The 19,682-nt window shown below is 41.6% G+C and carries 17 protein-coding genes, 2 tRNA genes and 3 pseudogenes; 21 read left to right on the forward strand and 1 reads right to left on the reverse strand.

Going from position 1 to position 19,682, the window contains the following annotated elements; genetic code table 11:
* The gene (locus MK409_RS01700) at nucleotides 1–957 is read left to right on the forward strand and encodes an ABC transporter permease (RefSeq protein ID WP_000029141.1); all 957 of its coding nucleotides are present in this window, start codon (nucleotides 1–3) and stop codon (nucleotides 955–957) included.
* Nucleotides 958–990: 33 nt separating this feature from the next.
* Here the strand turns inward: MK409_RS01700 and plsY are convergent, their stop codons facing one another.
* On the reverse strand, nucleotides 991–1,632 hold the full coding sequence (gene plsY / locus MK409_RS01705) for a glycerol-3-phosphate 1-O-acyltransferase PlsY (protein ID WP_268705117.1): 642 nt from the start codon (nucleotides 1,630–1,632) through the stop codon (nucleotides 991–993).
* A 135-nt stretch (nucleotides 1,633–1,767) separates the two neighbouring features.
* Between plsY and parE the strand changes: the two genes are divergently transcribed.
* The 20 genes and pseudogenes from parE to sufU all read left to right on the forward strand — a co-directional run bounded on the left by parE (nucleotide 1,768) and on the right by sufU (nucleotide 19,667).
* Nucleotides 1,768–3,711: a DNA topoisomerase IV subunit B gene (gene parE, locus MK409_RS01710; protein ID WP_268705118.1), complete on the forward strand. Its 1,944-nt coding sequence runs from the start codon at nucleotides 1,768–1,770 to the stop codon at nucleotides 3,709–3,711.
* A gap of 632 nt (nucleotides 3,712–4,343) precedes the next feature.
* Nucleotides 4,344–4,832 (forward strand): annotated as a pseudogene (locus tag MK409_RS01715) (aminoglycoside 6-adenylyltransferase); the annotation flags it as partial.
* Nucleotides 4,825–5,052: pseudogene (locus tag MK409_RS01720) on the forward strand (hypothetical protein); the annotation flags it as partial. The pseudogenes MK409_RS01715 and MK409_RS01720, both read left to right, overlap by 8 nt.
* A gap of 63 nt (nucleotides 5,053–5,115) precedes the next feature.
* Nucleotides 5,116–5,490, forward strand: coding sequence for a GNAT family N-acetyltransferase (locus MK409_RS01725; RefSeq protein ID WP_268705119.1), 375 nt, complete (start codon nucleotides 5,116–5,118; stop codon nucleotides 5,488–5,490).
* A gap of 18 nt (nucleotides 5,491–5,508) precedes the next feature.
* Nucleotides 5,509–6,112: pseudogene (gene fic, locus MK409_RS01730) on the forward strand (protein adenylyltransferase Fic).
* Between the two features lie 82 nt (nucleotides 6,113–6,194).
* A complete protein-coding gene (locus MK409_RS01735) occupies nucleotides 6,195–6,707 on the forward strand; it encodes a hypothetical protein (protein WP_129313160.1) in 513 nt (170 codons plus the stop codon).
* The gene (locus MK409_RS01740; protein WP_268705120.1) at nucleotides 6,697–7,551 is read left to right on the forward strand and encodes an aminoglycoside 6-adenylyltransferase; all 855 of its coding nucleotides are present in this window, start codon (nucleotides 6,697–6,699) and stop codon (nucleotides 7,549–7,551) included. Before MK409_RS01735 ends, MK409_RS01740 begins: the two co-directional genes overlap by 11 nt.
* A gap of 228 nt (nucleotides 7,552–7,779) precedes the next feature.
* Complete coding sequence (parC, locus tag MK409_RS01745) at nucleotides 7,780–10,260, forward strand: DNA topoisomerase IV subunit A (protein ID WP_268705121.1); 2,481 nt, start codon at nucleotides 7,780–7,782, stop codon at nucleotides 10,258–10,260.
* Nucleotides 10,261–10,375: 115 nt separating this feature from the next.
* Complete coding sequence (locus tag MK409_RS01750) at nucleotides 10,376–11,413, forward strand: branched-chain amino acid aminotransferase (protein WP_326845909.1); 1,038 nt, start codon at nucleotides 10,376–10,378, stop codon at nucleotides 11,411–11,413.
* 112 nt (nucleotides 11,414–11,525) lie between these two features.
* Nucleotides 11,526–11,756 carry a DUF2969 domain-containing protein gene (locus MK409_RS01755; RefSeq protein WP_268705123.1) on the forward strand — a complete coding sequence of 77 codons (231 nt, stop codon included), beginning with the start codon at nucleotides 11,526–11,528 and terminating at the stop codon, nucleotides 11,754–11,756.
* Nucleotides 11,757–11,805: 49 nt separating this feature from the next.
* Nucleotides 11,806–11,886, forward strand: a tRNA-Tyr gene (locus tag MK409_RS01760).
* An 8-nt stretch (nucleotides 11,887–11,894) separates the two neighbouring features.
* Nucleotides 11,895–11,966: transfer RNA gene (locus MK409_RS01765), tRNA-Gln, on the forward strand.
* Between the two features lie 162 nt (nucleotides 11,967–12,128).
* On the forward strand, nucleotides 12,129–13,331 hold the full coding sequence (rpsA, locus tag MK409_RS01770) for a 30S ribosomal protein S1 (protein WP_001001616.1): 1,203 nt from the start codon (nucleotides 12,129–12,131) through the stop codon (nucleotides 13,329–13,331).
* An 82-nt stretch (nucleotides 13,332–13,413) separates the two neighbouring features.
* Entirely contained in the window at nucleotides 13,414–13,911 is a 498-nt protein-coding gene (locus MK409_RS01775; protein ID WP_061406982.1) for a GAF domain-containing protein, read from the forward strand.
* The gene (gene dnaX, locus MK409_RS01780) at nucleotides 13,911–15,569 is read left to right on the forward strand and encodes a DNA polymerase III subunit gamma/tau (protein ID WP_268705124.1); all 1,659 of its coding nucleotides are present in this window, start codon (nucleotides 13,911–13,913) and stop codon (nucleotides 15,567–15,569) included. The genes MK409_RS01775 and dnaX overlap by 1 nt, the downstream gene beginning before the upstream one ends.
* 27 nt (nucleotides 15,570–15,596) lie before the next feature.
* Entirely contained in the window at nucleotides 15,597–15,791 is a 195-nt protein-coding gene (locus MK409_RS01785; RefSeq protein ID WP_001081604.1) for a DUF3272 family protein, read from the forward strand.
* A gap of 151 nt (nucleotides 15,792–15,942) precedes the next feature.
* Entirely contained in the window at nucleotides 15,943–16,713 is a 771-nt protein-coding gene (gene sufC / locus MK409_RS01790; protein WP_268705125.1) for a Fe-S cluster assembly ATPase SufC, read from the forward strand.
* Between the two features lie 27 nt (nucleotides 16,714–16,740).
* Entirely contained in the window at nucleotides 16,741–18,003 is a 1,263-nt protein-coding gene (gene sufD / locus MK409_RS01795; protein ID WP_268705126.1) for a Fe-S cluster assembly protein SufD, read from the forward strand.
* A gap of 10 nt (nucleotides 18,004–18,013) precedes the next feature.
* Nucleotides 18,014–19,240 (forward strand): cysteine desulfurase, encoded by a 1,227-nt coding sequence (locus MK409_RS01800; RefSeq protein WP_268705127.1) that lies wholly within the window; start codon nucleotides 18,014–18,016, stop codon nucleotides 19,238–19,240.
* Nucleotides 19,227–19,667 (forward strand): Fe-S cluster assembly sulfur transfer protein SufU, encoded by a 441-nt coding sequence (gene sufU, locus MK409_RS01805; protein WP_268705128.1) that lies wholly within the window; start codon nucleotides 19,227–19,229, stop codon nucleotides 19,665–19,667. Before MK409_RS01800 ends, sufU begins: the two co-directional genes overlap by 14 nt.
* The last annotated feature ends 15 nt before the right edge of the window (nucleotides 19,668–19,682 follow it).

A 19,682-nucleotide genomic window follows, 5' to 3' on the forward strand; every position in this document is an offset into this window, starting at 1 on the left:
ATGTCTATTACAACAATGCTAACCCTCTTGGTATCATCCATGTTGATTTATTCAGCACCACTTGTATTTACAAGTATCGGAGGCGTTTTCTCTGAACGTGCTGGTGTTGTCAATGTCGGTCTTGAAGGAATTATGGTTATGGGTGCTTTTTCTGGAGTAGTCTTTAACCTTGAATTTGCAGAACAACTTGGAGCTGTAACTCCATGGATATCTTTATTAGTTGGGGGACTTGTTGGAGCAATCTTCTCCATCATTCACGCAGCAGCCACTGTTCACTTCCGTGCGGACCATGTTGTCAGTGGTACGGTATTGAACTTGATGGCGCCTGCTTTAGCAGTCTTTTTGGTCAAGGTTCTTTATAACAAAGGACAAACGGATAATCTAACCCAGACTTTTGGACGTTTTGATTTCCCAGTCTTGGCCAATATCCCAGTGATTGGAGATATCTTCTTCAAGTCAACAAGCCTACTTGGCTACTTAGCCATTGCCTTCTCATTCCTTGCTTGGTTTATCCTCTTCAAAACCCGCTTTGGTCTTCGACTTCGCTCGGTTGGTGAACACCCTCAAGCAGCGGACACCTTGGGAATCAACGTCTACAAGATGCGATATCTTGGAGTTATCATTTCAGGATTCCTTGGTGGAATTGGGGGAGCGATTTATGCTCAATCCATTTCCGTCAACTTCTCAGTAACAACCATTGTAGGGCCAGGATTTATTGCCCTTGCTGCAATGATCTTTGGGAAATGGAATCCAATCGGTGCTATGCTTTCAAGTCTCTTCTTTGGACTCTCTCAAAGTTTGGCCGTTATCGGATCTCAACTTCCTTTCTTGCAAGGAGTTCCTACGGTATACCTTCAAATCGCGCCTTATGTCTTGACAATTCTTGTCTTGGCAGCCTTCTTCGGAAAAGCAGTTGCTCCTAAGGCAGATGGGATTAACTACATTAAGTCTAAATAATCATACAAAAAACGCCAGTTTGAAACTGGCGTTTTATTTTTTAGGATTTTGATGTGTCAAGTTTAGTCCCCAAGGAACGAGGTTTTCAGTTTTGTTTTTGATGCGTGTGATATTATCCTTGTGACGAATGATAATTAGGCTAGCAAGAGCTAAGATAATTACGATAAAAAGAAGGTCATAGCTACTTAAGATAAACCCAAATAGTGGGAAAATTAGAACTCCAATTACAGCAGCAATAGAAGCAACAACGCTAGATAGTGAAATCATACTACCTAGATAGAGGGTTCCAAAGAATACGATTGCTAGATAGAGACAGAAGACAGGCGCAAATCCGAAAACAACCCCAGCGCTAGTTGCGACAGCCTTGCCCCCCTTAAATCCTGCAAAGATAGGAAAGGTATGTCCAATTACGGCCAAAAGTCCAAAGACGAGAGGTGATACACCTTGTTGGTAGAAAAGAATAGGAAGGAGAGTGGCCAAGGTCCCTTTAAAGAAGTCAATCACAAAGGTTGCCATACCTGCCTTCTTACCTAAAATACGGAAAGTATTGGTCGTTCCAGTATTTCCAGAACCGTGTTCACGCAAATTTGTTTGAAAAAAAGCTTGTCCAATCCAGAGACCAGACGGAATCGAACCTAGCAAATAAGCTAGAATTAATAATACAAATGTCATCATAGACCTATTATACCATGAAATGGTATAGAAAGTCAGAGAATATCTTGTGATATTGTGACAGCTGAATGGGAAAAACTTTGCAAAATCCCTAGAAAACCTGTAAAATAGTAAAGATGAACAAATAGGAGGTTCCTTGTGTCAAAAAAGGAAATCAATATTAATAACTACAATGATGACGCCATTCAGGTGCTAGAAGGGTTGGATGCAGTCCGTAAACGTCCGGGGATGTATATCGGATCGACTGACGGTGCTGGTCTCCATCACCTAGTCTGGGAAATTGTGGACAATGCAGTCGATGAAGCCTTGTCTGGATTTGGTGATCGCATTGATGTGACCATCAATAAAGACGGAAGTTTAACCGTTCAAGACCATGGTCGAGGAATGCCGACTGGGATGCACGCCATGGGAATTCCAACCGTTGAGGTTATCTTTACCATTCTCCACGCCGGAGGGAAATTCGGTCAAGGGGGTTATAAAACATCTGGTGGTCTCCACGGAGTGGGATCTTCAGTCGTTAATGCCCTATCAAGTTGGCTGGAAGTTGAAATCACCCGTGATGGTACAGTCTACAAGCAACGATTTGAAAATGGTGGCAAACCAGTAACAACTCTTCAAAAGGTTGGGACAGCAGCTAAGTCTAAGACAGGTACAAAGGTTACCTTCATGCCTGATGCAACTATCTTTTCCACGACAGACTTCAAGTACAATACCATCTCAGAACGCCTCAATGAGTCAGCCTTTCTCTTGAAAAATGTGACCTTGTCTCTAACTGACAAACGAACAGAAGAAGCGATCGAGTTCCACTATGAAAATGGGGTGCAGGACTTTGTTTCTTATCTCAATGAAGACAAGGAAACCTTGACGCCAGTCCTATACTTTGAAGGTGAAGACAATGGTTTCCAAGTGGAAGTTGCCCTCCAGTACAATGATGGATTTTCAGATAACATTCTATCCTTTGTCAATAACGTTCGCACCAAGGATGGGGGGACGCACGAGACAGGACTCAAGTCTGCTATCACTAAGGTCATGAATGACTATGCGCGTAAGACAGGTCTTCTCAAGGAAAAAGATAAAAACCTTGAAGGGTCAGACTACCGTGAGGGACTAGCAGCTGTTCTTTCTATCTTGGTTCCGGAAGAACACCTTCAGTTTGAAGGCCAGACCAAGGACAAGCTTGGAAGTCCACTAGCACGTCCGGTTGTGGATGGAATTGTGGCTGATAAGTTGACCTTCTTCCTTATGGAAAATGGTGAACTGGCTTCTAACCTCATACGTAAGGCTATCAAGGCTCGTGACGCTCGTGAAGCAGCACGTAAGGCGCGTGATGAGAGCCGAAATGGCAAGAAAAATAAAAAAGACAAGGGCTTGTTGTCGGGTAAATTAACGCCAGCCCAGTCTAAGAATCCTGCCAAGAATGAACTCTATCTGGTAGAGGGGGATTCTGCCGGTGGTTCTGCTAAGCAAGGTCGTGACCGTAAATTTCAGGCTATCTTGCCCCTTCGTGGTAAGGTGATTAATACAGCCAAGGCTAAGATGGCGGATATTCTCAAAAATGAAGAAATCAATACCATGATTTATACCATCGGAGCGGGTGTCGGAGCAGACTTCTCTATTGAAGATGCTAACTATGATAAGATTATTATCATGACCGATGCGGATACAGATGGTGCCCATATTCAAACTCTCCTTTTAACCTTCTTTTATCGCTATATGCGCCCCCTAGTAGAAGCAGGACATGTCTATATCGCCCTTCCGCCTCTCTACAAGATGTCCAAAGGAAAGGGCAAGAAAGAAGAAGTGGCCTACGCTTGGACGGACGGAGAGCTAGAAGAACTCCGCAAGCAGTTTGGTAAAGGCGCAACCCTCCAACGCTACAAGGGTCTTGGTGAGATGAACGCGGACCAACTCTGGGAAACAACCATGAATCCAGAAACCCGCACTCTTATCCGTGTTACAATCGAAGATCTAGCACGCGCTGAACGTCGCGTAAACGTCCTCATGGGAGACAAGGTCGAACCACGCCGTAAGTGGATTGAGGATAATGTCAAGTTTACGCTGGAAGAAGCGACAGTGTTTTAAGGAGCATGAATAATGATTGATTCAAGACATTCGATTTTTGGTAGTTACTTGGGTTTGATTTTCTTAGTTTCTTTACCCTCGGCTATTCTTGCATTCTACATTAACAGTCGAAAAAAAAGTTTCCAAGGATTATATGCACCGATTGTATTTACTTTATTTATGATCTTGATGCTTTTATTCAATATGGATTCTTCAGAATCCAGTGCTTTGGTGGCGTCTGCTATTATGCTTTTTATTGGTTTTCCTTTGATAGCGGGAGCCTTAGTATACACACTTATTCGATTGTGTTACGTCTATCCGGAGAAACGGTGGAAGGCTTTTTTGATTTTCCTATCCTATGTTTTAGGTCCCCTATCTGTAGGTATTCTGGGATGGTATGTGGTAAATTTAGTTCAGATCCATCTGTTGACATTCTTGGTAATGATTTTGATGATTCTAGTTTCCTATCTTCCTCCTCTCTACCTCCATTACACTAAACGAAATCAGTAAGACACAGAATACTTTTTGGTTGGGTATAGTGATTAATTGCTTAGATTATGTCAGAGATGGCAAATGGTTTACGATTTATAATGAAAAACAATTTTAAACAGCTCTAAGTGATGAAGAAGTGAAATATGAGAACAGAATCCTAAATGCTTGGACAGATTTTAAGAACAGTTAAAACTTTAAAAGTCGATGCTGTTGCTTTATCGGGTTCTAGAACAAATGAGCAAGCTCCAAAAGATGAATTTCAAGACTACGATGTTGTTTATATCGTGGATGATTTAGATAATCTAACGAGAGATCCTTCTTGGTTGGACCAGTTTGGCAAACGTATTATTGAGCAAGAAGTCATTCTTGGTCACCGTCGTCTTTATCTCCTGCTTTTTGAAGATGGCAATCGGATCGATTTGACTCTATGTCCTAAAGTGCATATCAAGGAGTGGGTAGATAGTGAGGCTGATTATATAGTATTGAAAGATGAGAAAGGCTTGTTTGAGTCCTATACTACAAGTCCAGAGCATTACTGGACAAGCCCAGCTAGTGAGACGGATTTTGAAAAAACTTGTAATGAATTTTGGTGGGTTTCCGCTTACGTGGTCAAGGGGATATGCCGTAAGCAAGTCATATATGCGACTGACTGAGCTCAAGGGCAAGACTCCCAGCCAGAATAAGACCGTCCGTCTCAAACTGCAAGAAATCTATGACTTCCTTGTGGATTTTACTGCAATCAACGCCTATGCTTATCCAGATAAAAAGCAGTATGCCGATCTCCGTGACCATCTCAACGCTATCCGTAGTCGATATAAAAAACGCAAGTCAGCTAAGGAGTCGAGGGAAGAAGCGACGGAGAGCAACTAGAATATAACTAAATTTGAGTTGAAAAATTGTTAGTGGTCGCATTGGATTTGAAAGGAGTAGAAAATGATAATCAGATCTGCAAGCACAAAGGATTGTCAAGCTATTTATTCCCTTTATCAAAATGAAAAATGGCTTTCTTTTACAGAGGAAAAAGTGACATCATTATTTTTAACAAATCTGTCCCATTACTTGGTAGTTGAAGAGAACCAGAAAATCCTTGGTTTTGCCCGCTACTTGACAGATGAAGTCATGACGACCTTTTTAGCTGAGATTATCATTGATAAAGCCTATCGCGGAAAAGGATTGGGACGACGATTGATTGCTGAAATTCATCAAAAACATCCTTTGACTCGCATTGAATTAATATCAGAAGCGGATGGATTTTATCAGACAGTAGGTTTTAAACCTGTGGGAACAGGGCTTAGAAAATCTATCTAAATGAAAGGAGCTGTATTTATGACGCTTGACAATAAACTTGGTCTGATGGATTCGCTTGAACTAGCCAAGATGGAAGAAAAAAATCAGCAAAACCCGAGCGAAAGAGCTTTTTGAAAACCAGCTTCTGGACGATTAAGCAGCTGGCACCTATGCGACTCTGGTCGTTATTCATGGTTTCTTATTTGAAGAAATCTATGACTTCGCCGGCCAGATTCGGACAGTCAATCTCGCCAAAGGGAATGTTCGCTTTGCGCCTGTCATGTATCTAGCATCTTCCTTGGAAAATATTGACAGGATGCCTCATCAGACCTTTGAGCAGATTGTCGAAAAGTACCTTGAGCTAAATATCGCCCACCCTTTTCGAGAAGGGAACGGAAGAAGTATGAGGCTCTGGCTGGATCATCTCCTCAAGGCTGAGCTGGGGGAAGTCGTGGACTGGTCTCACGTGGACAAGGAAGATTACCTCCTAGCCACGAAGCGTAGCGCGGTATCGACTGGAGAACTCAAGTATCTCCTCCTCAATAATCTGACGGATGACCTCACTCAGGCCAGTTTCTTTAAGGGTGTGGATGCTTCATATTATTACGAAGGGTATAACCTTTACCAGACAGGGGAGATATAAAGTTCAAGTAAAGGTGACGATCATCTTTTGTATGTAAACAATCGCTAAAACTATTGGAGGTGCGGTATTGATTACGTTATTAATGATGCCTTTTTTCCTTGTTCTCTTAGCCATTTTTGGAATTATATATGATTTAATGACCAATAAAGGTAGAAAAGAGTGTGCTCGCACAGTATCTTTGTTTATATTGAACATCCTCACTATTGGTATCTGTCTATTAGATCTACCAATGGAAAGTAAACCATACTCAGGAATAGGGTTTATCTTATTTTATGCACTTGCGTTCACCCCTTTGATGATTGTTTTTTCACTATATACTCTCTATCGGATTGGAAAACATTATAGGTATTTTAAGAGTAAGTTTGCTATAACACTCCTATTCAATGCTATTTTACTTTTCCTTCTTTCATTAGTAAATACTTTTGTATTATGGAGAAGCTTTCAAATATATCATAGAAACGATATGAATTTGTTTTATTTTATTTTAATCGTTTTAGGGATTTGTTCAACTATCCAATTGATAGTCGGCGAACTTGAGATGAAAAGAATACGAGGCATCCAAAAACAAGAGGAGCAAGACGGCAATGAAAAATAATTCTATAAAAGATATGTGCAGACAACATAGAAGTGAAGCGCAAATGCTGAGATTAATTTTACAAACCGCAAAAAGTCTAAAAGTCGAGGCTGTCGCTATGTCTGGTTCACGGACAAATCCAAAAGCACCAAAAGATGAATTTCAGGATTACGACGTGGTTTATGTCGTGGACGATTTAGATAATCTGACGAGTGACCTTGCTTGGTTGGACCAGTTTGGAACACGTATCATTGAGCAACATAATGTCCTAGGCAACCGTCGTCTCTATCTCATGCTCTTTGAAGATGGTAACCGTATTGATTTGACTCTCTGCCCCAAAGACCACATTCAAGAGTGGGTGGATAGTGAGGCAGGATTCACAGTTTTAGTAGATGAGAAGGGTTTGTTTGAGTCTTATTCTCCCAGTCCTCTGCGTTTCTGGATGAGCCCAGCTAGTCAGACAGATTTTGAAAAAGTCTGCAATGAATTTTGGTGGGTATCAGCCTACGTGGTTAAAGGGATTTATCGTAATCAGCTCATCTACGCGATCGACCATCTCTACGGTATTTGCCAACAAGAACTCCTGAGGATCTTGGCTTGGCAGGTTGCAAGTGATAATGGAACAGTCGATATCGGCAAGAACTACAAGTATCTTTTTCAGTATTTACCTGCAGAGAAGGAGAAGGAATTCTCAAATCTGCTTGATTTTTCAAGTGTAGAGAAAATCACTCAATCCCTATTCTCCACAATGAATCTCTTCCACAGAGAAGCTCAAATTCTTGCTCAAAAGATGGGATTTGATTACGATAAGGAAGTGGCGGAGAAGATGATTCAGTATGCTGAGGAGAAACTTCCTAATCGCTAAATAATTAAGCAATGTTTTTTAAACTACAGAAAGGGTCGTTTGGTTATTTATCGTAACTGAACACGGTACTAATTTCCGTAAAATATCCTTTATTCTACAAAACCTACTCTATATTCTTTGAAAGGAGTTGAACACGCTCTAGATACTGTGTAAAAAAATAAATTCTTTTGAGAGCTTACTTCAAGAATTTATCTTTACACTTGGTATTTTACGGGCTCTGTATCCTATATGAGTAATATCCAAAACATGTCCCTTGAGGACATCATGGGAGAGCGATTTGGTCGCTACTCCAAATACATCATTCAAGACCGGGCTTTGCCAGACATTCGGGATGGCTTGAAGCCGGTTCAGCGTCGTATTCTTTATTCAATGAATAAAGATGGCAATACTTTTGACAAGAGCTACCGTAAGTCGGCCAAGTCTGTCGGGAACATCATGGGGAATTTCCACCCACACGGTGACAGTTCCATCTATGATGCCATGGTCCGTATGTCTCAGGACTGGAAAAATCGTGAGATTCTAGTTGAAATGCACGGTAATAACGGTTCTATGGATGGGGATCCGCCTGCGGCAATGCGTTATACTGAGGCGCGTTTGTCTGAGATTGCTGGTTATCTCCTTCAGGACATCGAGAAAAAGACCGTTCCTTTTGCGTGGAACTTTGACGATACCGAGAAAGAACCAACTGTCTTACCAGCAGCTTTTCCAAACCTTTTAGTCAATGGTTCGACTGGGATTTCAGCTGGTTATGCCACAGATATTCCACCACATAATTTGGCTGAAGTTATCGATGCGACAGTCTACATGATTGACCACCCAACAGCCAAGGTGGACAAACTCATGGAATTCTTGCCTGGGCCAGACTTCCCTACAGGAGCTATCATCCAAGGGCGTGATGAAATCAAGAAAGCCTATGAAACTGGGAAGGGGCGCGTGGTTGTTCGTTCTAAGACGGAGATTGAAAAGCTAAAAGGCGGTAAGGAACAAATCGTTATCACTGAGATTCCTTATGAAATCAATAAGGCTAATCTAGTCAAGAAAATCGATGATGTTCGTGTCAATAACAAGGTAGCTGGGATTGCCGAGGTTCGTGATGAGTCTGACCGTGACGGTCTTCGTATCGCTATTGAACTTAAAAAAGACGCGAATACCGAGCTTGTACTCAACTATCTCTTCAAATATACTGACTTGCAAATCAACTACAACTTTAACATGGTGGCGATTGACAATTTCACCCCTCGTCAGGTTGGGATTATTCCAATCTTATCTAGCTACATCGCCCACCGTCGTGAAGTGATTCTAGCACGTTCCCGCTTTGACAAGGAAAAGGCTGAGAAACGTCTGCATATCGTTGAAGGTTTGATTCGCGTGATTTCGATTTTGGACGAAGTCATTGCCCTTATCCGTGCTTCTGAGAACAAGGCTGACGCTAAGGAAAACCTCAAGATCAGCTATGAGTTTACTGAGGAGCAGGCAGAAGCCATCGTGACCTTACAACTTTACCGTTTGACCAATACAGACGTGGTTGTCTTGCAGGAAGAAGAAGCAGAATTGCGTGAAAAGATTGCCATGCTTGCGGCTATCATCGGTGATGAACGGACTATGTACAATCTCATGAAGAAAGAACTTCGTGAGGTCAAGAAGAAATTTGCGACACCACGTTTGAGTACTTTGGAAGATACTGCGAAAGCAATCGAGATTGACACAGCTAGTTTGATTGCCGAGGAAGGTACCTATGTCAGCGTAACTAAGGCAGGCTATATCAAGCGTACTAGCCCACGTTCCTTTGCGGCATCTACTCTGGAAGAAATTGGCAAGCGTGATGATGATCGTTTGATCTTTGTACAAACTGCCAAGACAACCCAGCACCTCTTGATGTTCACTACTCTTGGAAATGTCATTTATCGACCAATCCATGAATTGGCAGATATTCGTTGGAAGGATATCGGAGAGCATCTGAGCCAGACCATTACAAACTTTGAAACTAACGAAGAAATACTCTATGCAGAAGTCGTGGATCAGTTTGATGATGCGACAACTTATTTTGCAGCGACTCGTCTTGGTCAAATCAAACGTGTAGAACGCAAAGAATTCTCTCCATGGCGGACCTACAAGTCGAAGTCTGTCAAGTATGCTAAGCTCAAAGACGAGACAGACCAAATTGTAGCAGTGGCTCCGATTAAACTAGATGATGTTCTTTTGATTAGTCAAAACGGCTATGCCCTTCGTTTCAACATCGAAGAGGTTCCGGTTGTTGGTGCCAAGGCTGCAGGTGTCAAGGCTATGAACCTGAAAGTAGATGATACACTTCAGGCTGGCTTTATCTGTAACACCTCATCCTTCTACCTCTTGACTCAGCGTGGAAGTTTGAAACGTGTTTCTATTGAGGAAATTCCAGCGACCGGCCGTGCCAAACGAGGTCTACAAGTCTTGCGTGAGTTGAAAAACAAACCACACCGTGTCTTTTTAGCAGGAGCAGTTGCAGAGCAAGGTTTCGTTGGTGATCTCTTTAGTACAGAAGTAGAAGAAAACGACCAAACGTTACTTGTCCAATCTAACAAGGGAACAATCTATGAGAGTCGATTGCAAGACCTCAACTTGTCAGAACGTACTAGCAATGGAAGCTTTATTTCAGACACGATTTCAGATGAGGAAGTTTTCGATGCTTACCTCAAAGAAGTCTTTAAAGAGGACAAAACAAATTCGTAAAAAGAATCAGTCCAGAGGGCTGATTTCTTTATGTTGAAAAAATTTTCAGAAAATTACAAATAATACTTGAAATTTTACTAGAAAAGTGTAGAATAGAACACATAGTTTGAATAGTATAAAGGAGAAACACATGACAGTTGCAATTGATTGGGAAAACCTTGGATTTGCTTATATGAAATTACCTTACCGTTATATCGCTCACTACAAAAATGGTCAATGGGATCAAGGAGAATTGACAGAGGATGCAACCTTGCATATTTCAGAGTCTTCTCCAAGTCTCCACTATGGACAGCAAGCGTTTGAAGGTTTGAAAGCCTATCGTACCAAGGACGGCAGTGTTCAATTGTTCCGTCCTGACGAAAATGCTAAGCGTTTGCAACGTACTTGCGACCGTCTTTTGATGCCACAAGTTCCGACAGAAATGTTTGTAGAAGCTTGTAAAGCAGTTGTGCGTGCAAATGAAGAATACGTCCCACCATATGGAACGGGTGGAACCCTTTATCTTCGTCCACTTTTGATTGGTGTTGGGGATATTATTGGGGTTAAACCAGCAGAAGAGTATATTTTCACCATCTTTTCCATGCCAGTTGGCAACTACTTCAAAGGTGGCTTGGTTCCAACGAATTTCTTGATTCAAGATGAATTTGACCGAGCAGCCCCACATGGTACAGGAGCTGCCAAGGTAGGCGGTAACTACGCTGCCAGTCTTCTACCAGGTAAAATGGCAAAATCACGTAATTTTTCAGATGTTATCTACCTAGATCCAGCTACCCACACCAAGATTGAGGAAGTCGGATCAGCCAACTTCTTTGGAATCACGGCAGACAATGAATTTGTTACGCCATTGAGTCCATCTATCTTACCATCTATTACCAAGTACTCTTTGCTTTACTTGGCAGAACACCGCTTGGGCTTGACTCCGATTGAAGGTGATGTCCCAATCGATAATTTGGATCGTTTTGTAGAGGCAGGTGCTTGTGGAACAGCAGCGGTTATTTCGCCAATTGGAGGTATCCAACATGGCGATGATTTCCATGTTTTCTACAGTGAAACAGAAGTAGGTCCTGTTACACGTAAACTCTATGATGAATTGACCGGTATCCAATTTGGTGACATAGAAGCGCCTGAAGGATGGATTGTCAAAGTGGACTAAAAGACATGAAGTAAAGAAGAACTCCGTAGCAGTTGTAAGGACTGAAATGGAGTTTTTTCTTGCTAGTTTGCGCATTTTCTTGTACAATAGAAAAAGTGAAAAGAGGTATAGTATGAGTAAAAAAGATAAGAAAATTGAAATCAAATTAACTGATGCAAAAGTGACTGTTGGAAAAGACAGTTATGAAGGTTACGTTTTGACGATTGGGAAAAAGGTTATTGGTGAAATTGCCGAATTAGATAACCAATTTGCCATCATAAAGAATGGAAATGTCGATAGTTTTTATAAAAAACTTGAAAAAGCTGTGGAAATTTTGATTGAAAACTATAATTTGACAAAATAATACTTGTTTTATTGAAAATTTCATGATATAATAGTTCTCGTTAAACATTGGAGAGATAGCGAAGAGGCTAAACGCGGCGGACTGTAAATCCGCTCCTTCGGGTTCGGGGGTTCGAATCCCTCTCTCTCCATTTATCAATGGGGTATAGCCAAGCGGTAAGGCAAGGGACTTTGACTCCCTCATGCGTTGGTTCGAATCCAGCTACCCCAGTTCTTAGGTAATAAATTCAAGATAAAAAGAAAATATCTTAGGGTATTTTATTTTTATAATTGATAGACGTGAACGATATGAACATGTCCTTGCGGGTGCTTAGGAAAAAAATTATAAGTATGTCAAGTTTAGAAAAAACTTGATTGTTGGAGGATTTTTTAGATGAACGAATTTGAAGATTTGCTAAATAGCGTTAGCCAAGTTGAGCCTGGTGATGTTGTTAGTGCTGAAGTATTGACAGTTGATGCGACTCAAGCTAACGTTGCAATCTCTGGGACTGGTGTTGAAGGTGTCTTGACTCTTCGCGAATTGACAAACGATCGCGATGCAGATATCAATGACTTTGTTAAAGTAGGAGAAGTATTGGATGTTCTTGTACTTCGTCAAGTAGTTGGTAAAGATACTGATACAGTTACATACCTTGTATCTAAAAAACGCCTTGAAGCTCGCAAAGCATGGGACAAACTTGTAGGACGCGAAGAAGAAGTTGTTACTGTTAAAGGAACTCGTGCCGTCAAAGGCGGACTTTCAGTAGAATTTGAAGGCGTACGTGGATTTATCCCAGCTTCAATGTTGGACACTCGTTTCGTACGTAACACTGAGCGTTTCGTAGGTCAAGAATTTGATGCTAAAATCAAAGAAGTTGATGCTAAAGAGAACCGCTTCATCCTTTCACGTCGTGAAGTTGTTGAAGCAGCTACTGCAGCAGCTCGTGCTGAAGTATTCGGTAAATTGGCTGTTGGTGATGTCGTAACTGGTAAAGTTGCTCGTATCACAAGCTTCGGTGCTTTCATCGACCTTGGTGGTGTTGATGGATTGGTTCACTTAACTGAATTGTCACACGAACGTAACGTTTCACCTAAATCAGTTGTAACTGTTGGTGAAGAAATCGAAGTGAAAATCCTTGATCTTAACGAAGAAGAAGGACGCGTATCACTTTCACTTAAAGCAACAACACCTGGACCATGGGATGGCGTTGAGCAAAAATTGGCAAAAGGTGATGTAGTAGAAGGAACAGTTAAACGTTTGACTGACTTCGGTGCATTTGTTGAAGTATTGCCAGGTATCGATGGACTTGTTCACGTATCACAAATTTCACACAAACGTATCGAAAATCCAAAAGAAGCTCTTACTGTTGGTCAAGAAGTTACTGTTAAAGTCCTTGATGTTAATGCTGATGCAGAACGTGTATCACTTTCTATCAAAGCTCTTGAAGAGCGTCCAGCTCAAGAAGAAGGACAAAAAGAAGAGAAACGTGCTGCTCGTCCACGTCGTCCAAAACGTCAAGAAAAACGTGATTTCGAACTTCCAGAAACACAAACAGGATTCTCAATGGCTGACTTGTTCGGTGATATCGAACTTTAATCAAATTGATAATCGCAAAATCCTTTGTTTAAAACAAGGGATTTTTCTTTTGTCTCTTTCTCATTTTTGATATAATAGTTCTATGTTAGATTCAGAAAAACAATCACAATATCAAATGTTAAATGAGGAACTCTCTTACTTACTAGAAGGTGAGACCAATGTTCTTGCCAATCTTTCAAATGCTAGTGCCCTCCTAAAATCTCGCTTCCCCAATACTGTATTTGCAGGTTTTTATCTGTTTGATGGAAGTGAGTTGGTTTTAGGTCCTTTTCAGGGTGGAGTTTCTTGCATTCGCATCCCGCTTGGAAAAGGCGTGTGTGGAGAAGCTGCTGAGTTTCAGGAGACTGTTTTAGTTGGTGATGTGAGCACCTATCCAAACTACATTTCTTGTGATAGTATGGCAAAGAGTGAAATCGTGGTTCCCATGCTTAAGAATGGTCGATTGCTAGGTGTTTTAGACCTAGATTCTTCACTTATTGATGATTACAATGCCATTGACCGTGATTACTTGGAACAATTTGTCGCTATTTTGCTTGAGAAGACAGAATGGGACTTTACGATGTTTGAGGAGAAAGCCTAATGTATCAAGCACTTTATCGAAAATATAGAAGTCAAACTTTTTCACAACTAGTAGGTCAAGAAGTTGTGGCAAAAACTCTAAGACAAGCAGTTGAGCAGGAAAAGATTAGTCACGCTTATCTTTTCTCAGGCCCTCGTGGAACTGGGAAAACCAGCGTCGCTAAGATTTTTGCTAAGGCTATGAACTGTCCGAACCAAGTGGACGGAGAACCGTGTAATAACTGCTATATCTGCCAAGCAGTGACAGAAGGTAGCCTAGAAGATGTTATCGAAATGGATGCGGCATCGAATAATGGAGTAGATGAAATTCGTGAAATTCGTGATAAATCGACCTATGCTCCTAGCTTGGCTCGTTATAAGGTCTACATTATCGACGAGGTTCATATGCTGTCTACCGGAGCCTTTAATGCGCTTTTGAAGACCCTTGAAGAACCAACTCAGAATGTCGTCTTTATTTTGGCAACCACTGAATTGCATAAGATTCCAGCAACTATTTTATCGCGTGTTCAACGTTTTGAGTTTAAATCGATTCGAACGCAAGATATTAAGGACCATATCCAAACTATTTTGTCAAAAGAGAATATTAGTTCTGAACCAGATGCTGTAGAAATCATTGCCAGACGAGCTGAAGGTGGAATGCGGGATGCCTTGTCCATTCTGGATCAAGCCTTGAGTTTAACACAGGGAAATGAGCTCACGACTGCTATCTCTGAGGAGATTACAGGCACCATTAGTCTATCAGCACTAGATGATTATGTAGCCGCCTTGTCCCAACAGGATGTCTCAAAAGCTCTCAATTCTTTGAATCTTTTGTTTGAAAATGGTAAGAGTATGACTCGTTTTGTGACGGATCTCTTGCAGTATTTGCGTGATCTACTGGTTGTTCAGACAGGTGGCGAAAATACTCATCATAGTTCAGTTTTTATGGACAATCTAGCTCTGTCTCAGGAAAGTCTCTTTGAAATGATTCGTCTAGCGACAGTGAGTTTAGCAGATATGAAGGCCAGCTTGCAACCTAAGATTTACGCTGAGATGATGACCATTCGTTTAGCGGAAATTAAGCCTGAATCTGCGGTTTCGGTAGCTGTTGAAAGTGAAATTTCTGCACTGAGACAGGAGGTCGCCCGTCTCAAACAAGAGCTTGCTAACGTAGGCACATCTCCTAAACAAGTTGTGGCAGTCCCTAGTCGTCCAGCCACTTCCAAAACAGTCTATCGAGTGGATCGCAATAAAGTTCAGTCTATTCTGCAAGAAGCTGTTGAAAATCCTGATTTAGCACGACAAAACTTGATTCGCCTCCAGAATGCGTGGGGAGAAGTAATTGAAAGTTTAGCTGGACCAGATAAGGCTCTTCTCGTAGGTTCTCAACCAGTTGCGGCCAATGAACACCATGCTATTTTAGCCTTTGAGTCTAATTTCAATGCTGGTCAAACCATGAAACGGGATAATCTCAATACCATGTTTGGCAATATTCTCAGCCAAGCAGCTGGATTTTCACCTGAGATTCTGGCTATTTCCCTAGAGGAATGGAAAGAGGTTCGTGCAGCATTTTCAGCTAAAATCAAGTCTCCTCAAGCTGACCAAGAGGTGGAAGTAGAGAGCTTGATTCCAGAAGGATTTGAATTTCTAGCTGATAAAGTCATGGTTGAAGAAGACTAAAAGTGGATTTCATGATACAATAATCCTATGAATAGACAACAATTTATCATAATAGCGTTATTCACGGCAGCTGAGACTTATTTTTTCAATGAATCCTTGATGACTGGTCGCTATGTTATGGCAGCTTTTTGGGCGATTTTACTCTTTCGAAACTTTAGGTTAAGTTACCTGATGGGAAAAATTGTAGACGCTATTGATCAGCACCTAAACCGCAAGGATTAGCCCCCCAGCTTCTAGACAAAATCAAAGCCTTTTAGGCTTTTTTTTGTTATACTAGTAGAGTATATTTATTGACCTTTTGTCCTATTTTTTAGGGATTGTAAGCAATTTCCTAAAGTATTGAGCAAAATGTTTGAAAAAGAAAGGAACTATTATGTCAGTATTAGAGATCAAAGATCTTCACGTTGAGATTGAAGGAAAAGAAATTTTGAAAGGAGTCAATCTGACTCTGAAAACAGGAGAAATCGCAGCTATCATGGGACCAAATGGTACGGGTAAATCGACTCTTTCAGCAGCTATTATGGGAAACCCCAATTATGAAGTCACCAAAGGTGAGGTCTTTTTTGATGGCGTAAATATCCTTGAGTTGGAAGTGGACGAGCGTGCGCGTATGGGACTTTTCCTTGCTATGCAATACCCGTCTGAAATTCCAGGAATTACCAATGCTGAGTTTCTGCGTGCAGCTATGAATGCTGGAAAAGAAGATGATGAAAAGATTTCAGTTCGTGAGTTTATCACTAAACTAGACGAGAAAATGGAATTGCTTAACATGAAAGAAGAAATGGCAGAGCGTTACCTCAACGAAGGCTTCTCTGGTGGTGAGAAAAAACGTAATGAAATTCTTCAACTCTTGATGTTGGAACCTACATTTGCCCTTTTGGATGAGATTGACTCAGGTCTTGATATTGATGCCCTTAAAGTTGTATCGAAAGGTGTGAATGCTATGCGTGGTGAAGGCTTTGGTGCCATGATCATCACTCACTACCAACGTCTCTTGAACTACATCACACCAGACGTGGTACACGTGATGATGGAAGGTCGTGTTGTTCTTTCTGGTGGCCCAGAATTGGCTGCCCGTTTGGAACGTGAAGGATACGCAAAATTAGCTGAAGAACTTGGCTATGACTACAAGGAAGAATTGTAATTCCCTCGTATCTTTTAGGAGAAGTAAATGACTAAAGAAACTATTAAACTTTTTTCAGAAATACACGCTGAACCAAGCTGGTTGTCCGAACTCCGTCAAAAAGCTTTTGATAAGATTGAGAGTTTGGAATTACCAGTTATCGAGCGTGTGAAATTTCACCGTTGGAATCTGGGAGATGGAACCATTACAGAAAGCGAACCATCAGCAAATGTTCCTGACTTCACAGCTCTAGACAATCATTTGAAGTTGGTTCAAGTAGGAACTCAAACAGTTTTTGAACAAATTCCAGTTGAGTTGGCAGAACAAGGGGTTGTTTTTACAGACTTCCACTCAGCTTTAGAAGAAATTCCAGAGCTTATTGAGGAATTCTTCATGTCATCTGTTAAATATGACGATGATAAATTAGCAGCCTACCACACAGCTTACTTTAACAGTGGTGCTGTTCTCTACATTCCTGATAATGTTGAGATTGCTGAACCAATTGAAGGTATTTTCTACCAAGACAGCGATAGCGATGTGCCATTTAACAAGCATATCCTGATTATTGCTGGTAAAAACTCTAAATTAAGCTATCTTGAACGTCTAGAGTCACGAGGTGGAGGTAGTGCAAAAGCAACTGCCAATATCACAGTTGAAGTGATTGCTCGTTCTGGTGCGCAAGTAAAATTTGCTGCTATTGACCGTTTAGGTGAAAATATCACTGCCTACATTAGCCGCCGTGGCAAACTAGGAAACGATGCAAGCATTGACTGGGCAATCGGTGTTATGAACGAAGGAAACGTCGTTGCGGACTTTGATAGTGACTTGATTGGAAATGGTAGCCATGCTGACCTTAAAGTCGTAGCTCTTTCAAGTGGTCGTCAGGTGCAAGGGATTGACACTCGTGTAACCAACTACGGGTGCAACTCTATCGGAAATATCCTCCAACATGGGGTTATCCTTGAAAAAGCAACTTTGACCTTCAACGGTATCGGTCATATCATCAAAGGCGCTAAGGGAGCAGATGCGCAACAAGAGAGTCGTGTTCTCATGCTTTCAGACCAAGCACGCTCAGATGCCAACCCAATTCTTTTGATTGACGAAAATGACGTTACTGCAGGTCACGCGGCTTCTATCGGACAAGTGGATCCAGAAGATATGTACTACCTTATGAGCCGTGGCTTGGACAAGGCAACTGCAGAACGTTTGGTTGTTCGTGGCTTCCTTGGATCCGTTATCGTAGAGATTCCAGTCAAGGAAGTTCGTGATGAAATGATTGCAACCATCGAAGAAAAATTGTCAAAACGCTAAGGGGAAGCCTATGTTAGATGTAGAAGCGATTCGCAAGGATTTTCCAATTTTAGACCAGATTGTCAACGATGAACCTCTGGTCTATCTGGACAATGCTGCGACGACACAAAAACCACTAGCAGTTCTTGAAACAATCAACCGCTACTATGAGGAGGACAATGCCAATGTTCACCGTGGGGTTCATACTTTGGCAGAGCGTGCGACAGCATCTTATGAAGCTGCTCGTGAAACCATTGGTCAGTTTATCAATGCTGGTTCGACAAAGGAAGTTCTCTTTACTAGAGGAACGACAACCAGTCTTAACTGGGTAGCACGTTATGCTGAGGAAGTGTTGACTGAGGGAGACCAGGTCTTGATTTCCGTCATGGAACACCATTCCAATATCATTCCTTGGCAGGAAGCCTGTCGCAAGACTGGAGCGGAGCTTGTCTATGTCTATCTCAAGGATGGAGCTCTGGATATGGATGACTTGCGTTCTAAATTGACTGACAAGGTCAAGTTTGTTTCACTAGCTCACGCATCAAACGTTCTTGGAGTGGTTAATCCGATCAAAGAAATCACACAAATGGCTCACCAAGTTGGAGCTATCATGGTGGTGGATGGTGCTCAATCTACGCCTCATATGAAGATTGATGTTCAGGACTTGGATGTGGACTTCTTTGCCTTTTCAGGTCATAAGATGGCTGGTCCAACTGGTATTGGTGTCCTTTACGGTAAAGAAAAGTATCTGGAGCAAATGTCACCAGTAGAATTTGGCGGCGAGATGATTGATTTTGTCTATGAGCAATCTGCTAGTTGGAAGGAATTGCCTTGGAAATTCGAGGCTGGTACTCCTAATATGGCTGGGGCAATTGGACTAGCTGCTGCAGTGGATTATCTAGAAAAGATTGGCATGGATGCTATTGAAGCCCATGAACAAGAATTGATTGCCTACGTCTATCCAAAACTTCAGGCAATTGAGGGACTGTCTATTTATGGTTCTCAGGATCTGGCTCAACGTTCGGGTGTTATTGCCTTTAACCTAGGTGATCTCCATCCTCATGACCTAGCGACTGCTTTGGATTATGAGGGAGTAGCCGTTCGTGCGGGCCATCATTGTGCCCAACCCTTGCTCCAGTATTTGGACGTCCCAGCAACTGCTCGCGCAAGTTTTTATATCTACAATACCAAGGCAGATTGCGACAAACTAGTCGATGCCTTACAAAAGACAAAGGAGTTTTTCAATGGCACTTTCTAAACTAGATAGCCTTTATATGGCAGTGGTAGCAGACCATTCGAAAAATCCACATCACCAAGGGAAGTTAGAAGACGCTGAGCAAATCAGTCTCAACAATCCAACCTGTGGGGATGTCATCAACCTCTCTGTCAAGTTTGATGCAACCGATCGTTTGGAAGATATCGCTTTTCTAAACTCGGGTTGTACTATCTCAACTGCCTCTGCTAGTATGATGACGGATGCAGTTTTAGGTAAAACAAAGCAAGAGATTTTAGAATTAGCAACTATTTTTTCAGAAATGGTCCAAGGACAAAAAGATGAACGTCAAGACGAGCTTGGAGATGCAGCCTTCTTATCAGGAGTTGCTAAGTTCCCTCAACGAATCAAGTGTGCAACCCTAGCTTGGAATGCCCTTAAGAAAACAATTGAAAATCAAGAAAAACAGTAAGACAAGTTTCTTTTG

Source organism: Streptococcus oralis (assembly GCF_026782375.1).
In the GTDB taxonomy this organism is placed as follows: Bacteria; Bacillota; Bacilli; order Lactobacillales; family Streptococcaceae; genus Streptococcus; species Streptococcus oralis_CL.